This window comes from Gluconobacter sp. R75690, from assembly GCF_015244525.1.
GTDB lineage: Bacteria > Pseudomonadota > Alphaproteobacteria > Acetobacterales > Acetobacteraceae > Gluconobacter > Gluconobacter potus.
Genome location: NZ_JABCQB010000031.1, coordinates 1 through 3,832 on the forward strand (window position 1 = coordinate 1; position 3,832 = coordinate 3,832).

The 3,832-nt window shown below is 48.7% G+C and carries 3 protein-coding genes and 1 pseudogene; 3 read left to right on the forward strand and 1 reads right to left on the reverse strand.

The genetic code is table 11. The annotated features are described in order from the left end of the window. The 3 genes and pseudogenes from HKD27_RS16860 to HKD27_RS16110 all read left to right on the forward strand — a co-directional run. Positions 1-223, forward strand: a pseudogene (locus tag HKD27_RS16860) (hypothetical protein); the annotation flags it as partial. A 138-nt stretch (positions 224-361) separates the two neighbouring features. Then, on the forward strand, positions 362-1,528 hold the full coding sequence (locus HKD27_RS16105) for a capsule biosynthesis protein (RefSeq protein ID WP_228518606.1): 1,167 nt from the start codon (positions 362-364) through the stop codon (positions 1,526-1,528). 13 nt (positions 1,529-1,541) lie between these two features. Next, positions 1,542-2,192: an ABC transporter ATP-binding protein gene (locus tag HKD27_RS16110; protein ID WP_194690203.1), complete on the forward strand. Its 651-nt coding sequence runs from the start codon at positions 1,542-1,544 to the stop codon at positions 2,190-2,192. A 19-nt stretch (positions 2,193-2,211) separates the two neighbouring features. On the opposite strand, the gene HKD27_RS16115 is transcribed toward HKD27_RS16110, so the two are convergent. Further along, positions 2,212-3,432 carry a polysaccharide biosynthesis/export family protein gene (locus tag HKD27_RS16115; protein WP_194690202.1) on the reverse strand — a complete coding sequence of 407 codons (1,221 nt, stop codon included), beginning with the start codon at positions 3,430-3,432 and terminating at the stop codon, positions 2,212-2,214. Between the last annotated feature and the right edge of the window lie 400 nt (positions 3,433-3,832).

Sequence of the window (3,832 nt, forward strand, 5' to 3'; positions counted from 1 at the left end):
CATGCTGGCCGATCGGGGTTATAACAGCGACAGTTTCCGCCAGAATCTGCTGGCCCACGGGATTCTGCCGGTTATTCCCTCACGAAAAGGCCGCCACGCCCCCCACAGAAAACAGACTGGCGGCGTTACAGGGACCGCAACCGCATCGAGCGGATGTTCAACCACCTCAAACAGATGCGCCGAATTGCCACTCGATACGACAAGACAGCCTTGTCCTTCTTGAGCTTCCCCATATCGCAGTCGCAAGGTCTGGATTAATTTTTTTGTCAACGCGACCTAGCCTTATCGGCTGGACTTTTTCAAATTTATTTATTTCTTGGAGAGTTGCCTGATGCATCAGTTTCGGGCAAGGCGTAGAGTTATGAAACAGGTGCCAGTGGACGATACCCCTCCCGTAAATCACATACGTCTTGCTCAGAGCAAGATGCCGCGTATTAATGCTTGGGTGCGCGGTAATCTTGGGCTTTGCATTGGCGTTATTCTGCCCACTTTGTTGTCAGCTGCGTATTATGCCTTTTTAGCGACACCTCAATATGTCTCAGAGGCCGAGTTCGTCGTACGAGGACAAAATAACCAGCCGAATCTGATGTTGGCAGGTCTGCTAGAGGGCGGTGGCGGAGGGGCCAGCGAAGATACCTATGCCGTTCAAGCATATGTAACGTCACGTGATGCTGCGCAGCTTCTGGTGCGAACGCAAAATTTAAAAAGTGTTTATGACACACCTATTGCCGATGCGCTAGCAAGGTTTCCGAATTTCTATTCTGGGCACACCTTTGAGCATTTTTATCAATATTACAAGAAACATGTTGTGGCAGAGTTGGATACCACGACAGGTGTATCAATACTTCAGGTTCGAACGTTCAATGCCAATGATTCCCAGAGATTAGCTAGGGCTCTCCTGAATTCGGCGGAAAATTTGGTTAATGACATGAATACTCGCCAGCGAGCCAATACGATTGCAGCGTCATCCCATGAGTTGCATGCGACGTTGGAGAAATTGTCTGTCGTCAATGAAAAGATTGATTTATATCGCAATGAAATTGCTATGCTTAATCCAGCGCAGCAGTCTCAACCTGTTTTGAAGGATATTGCTAGCCTTCAAACTATGTTGATCACGACGAGGCTTGAGCTTGCACAGTTACAGCGCTCCACTCCCAAAAGTCCTCTGATAGAGGTACATAAACGTCGTATTGTTGCTTTGGAAGCGGAAATCAAGAATACGGAAACTAAAATAACTGGTTCGGATACATCTTTTGTGCCCAAGATTAGCGGGTATGAAGATCTGGTCTTCCAGAGAACGCTTCTTGAAAAAGAGGTTTCTGCTGCCGATAGTGCTGTAGCCGCTGCTAAGCTTCAAGCTGATCGTCAACTTCTTTATCTTGATGAAATTACACAGCCTAATTTGCCAGATTATGCTGCTTATCCGCACGCACTTTCTAATGTCGCAGTGGTATTTGCTGCGACATTCAGTGTGTATCTGATGATCGTATTGCTGATCAGTGGTGCGCGAGAGCATAAGCTCACCTGAGGTGGATTAGACTGTGTTACGTTGCATAGATGTTACTAAGGATTATCCATCCGCGCATGGGCGTCGCAGGATTCTGAATAAGGTAAATTTTCAGCTTGCTCCAGGCGAGAAGCTTGGAGTGCTCGGCCGGAATGGTGCTGGAAAATCTACGCTTATTCGCCTTATAGGCGGTGTTGAACCTATGACGAGCGGTCGTATTGAACGGACAATGTCAATCTCTTGGCCGCTGGCATTTGGCGGGGCCTTCCAGGGGAGTCTAAGTGGCTTAGATAATCTAAGATTTATCTGTAGAATCTATGGCTTGGATTATTCAGCTACTCGGGCGTACGTTGATGACTTCGCAGAACTCGGGGCACAACTGGCTGAACCTGTTAAGACCTATTCCTCGGGTATGCGCGCACGTTTGGCGTTTGCGCTTTCAATTGTGATTGAATTTGACTGCTATCTAATTGATGAGGTTATCATGGTCGGCGACGCACGCTTTCATAAGCGTTGCCAGGAAGAGCTTTTCGTAAAGCGCAAAGATCGGGCTATGATTCTTGTATCTCACGATATGGGTTTTATGCGTGATACGTGTAACCGCGCAGCGCTTATTGCGAATGGTACCTTCACTCAATATCATGAAGATATTAGCGCGGCCATTTCCGCGTATGAGGCCCTTTGAGAAGGGCCTCATGTATCACTTAGTGGGCTACGTAAGCTGCGGTAATTGCAGGGCTAATCAGCGTGCTGATTAGTTGATCAAATTTGTAGAATTTGTTCGTCTTTGCATTGGCTATCAGTAAAACATCTTTTGTTTTCATGGGAATGCGCTGAGCAAGGAAATAGCTGCTCGGGTTCATCATGTCGATCTGGTAGACGACTGGTATGCCTTGAGGTGTAGGAGGCGTATCGAGACCAAGTTGTTTCGCTGCAATGGGATCTTCAAAACGGAAAAGAAAGGCTGCATTTGGGTCAGCACGATTATCGTTCGGTCCGCCAACGCGCGCCAGTGCTTCGGCAAGAGAAACATGTGGGGATTTAAAGGGGGTTTCCGTGGCTTGCGCCCCTGCTGCGCCGAAGACGGTGTAGCTGCGAGGTTGATAAATAACGTGAATCCGGTCTCCAGGATGAGCATGGATATCTTCTTGTGGGAAAGATTCTAGTGTGCCCAAATCTGTTGCCCCGACTTTGTCGCCGCGTACCAGTTCGACATGAGAGTCTTCTGGGGGATAAACGGCACCTCCTGCTATGGCTACAACATCCGATAAATGTTCTTGAGCTGTGCTCAAGACAACTCGTCCTGGATGATGAACTTCACCTGAAACGATTACTGTATTAGCGATATCGCTTGATATGCGCACCATGACCTGCGGGTTTTGGGATTTTCCGCTCAGATTGCCCCGGATAATTTCCGCAAGTGATTGCGGCGTTAATCCGGCAGCGTGCAGGCGTCCGACATAGGGAATATTAATGGTGCCATCTGTTTCCACCTGCGTAGGAGGAAGATTCTGGTTGGTCACATTCGCAGAAGGTCCTGGCGCAGCACCGGGAGCAGCCTGACCTCCTGTAGGAGCAAAAAGACCGCTTCCTAATTCAAAAATGGTAATCGTCAGAACATCGCCTGCGCCAATTCGGTCGTTCCGAGATGGGGATGAGGACGCTGTATCAAGGCTGGAAATCAGGGGTGGGATTTCAGCGGACAGGATACCTGCCACCTGAGGTGTTACCGATATAATATGGAAGCCGAGTGGATTAAGCTGTTGCGATCGCGCAGCTTCCAGCACCTTGCTTTCTGTAGGACCGCTGTCGGGCAGGGTATTACACCCACTGAGAGTTAAAGCTCCTACACTGCTCAGGCAGGTTAAAAATGTTTGCACTGAGTTTTTACGGCGGCGAGCATATTTAAGATGTCCGAGGCGCATCAAAGGTCAAATCTTTCAGTTCTGAGTGGATGAGAGAATTGTACGATACATTTCGCTGAAACGCCTCTGGTAGGATGGCATGCTAAATCGAGCCGCCTGCTGATATCCAGCTGCTCTGAGGTTCTCACATAAAGCATCGTCTTGATCTAGGGAACGTTGACAAAAGACCTATCGGTCTGGGGCAAGGTCTGATTCATTTTCTGGCTGTGGGATAACGGGCAGAGAGAACAGGCATGGCACGAGGCGATCTGACGGATCAGAAATGGTCGATTGATTGGACCTGGAGTGATCGAAGAACCGTTGATTGAAGACCTTTCTGCCTGATTTTGGGCTCGCAGGCTGGTATTGATGGCTCTGGATGGTGATTTTCGTTGTGCGTTTTGAGCAGATTGGGGGCTGT

Coding starts and splice junctions, on each gene's coding strand:
- HKD27_RS16115 (WP_194690202.1), bottom strand. CDS start 3,432: ATGCGCCTCGGACATCTTAAATATGCTCGCCGCCGTAAAAACTCAGTG.
- HKD27_RS16105 (WP_228518606.1), top strand. CDS start 362: ATGAAACAGGTGCCAGTGGACGATACCCCTCCCGTAAATCACATACGT.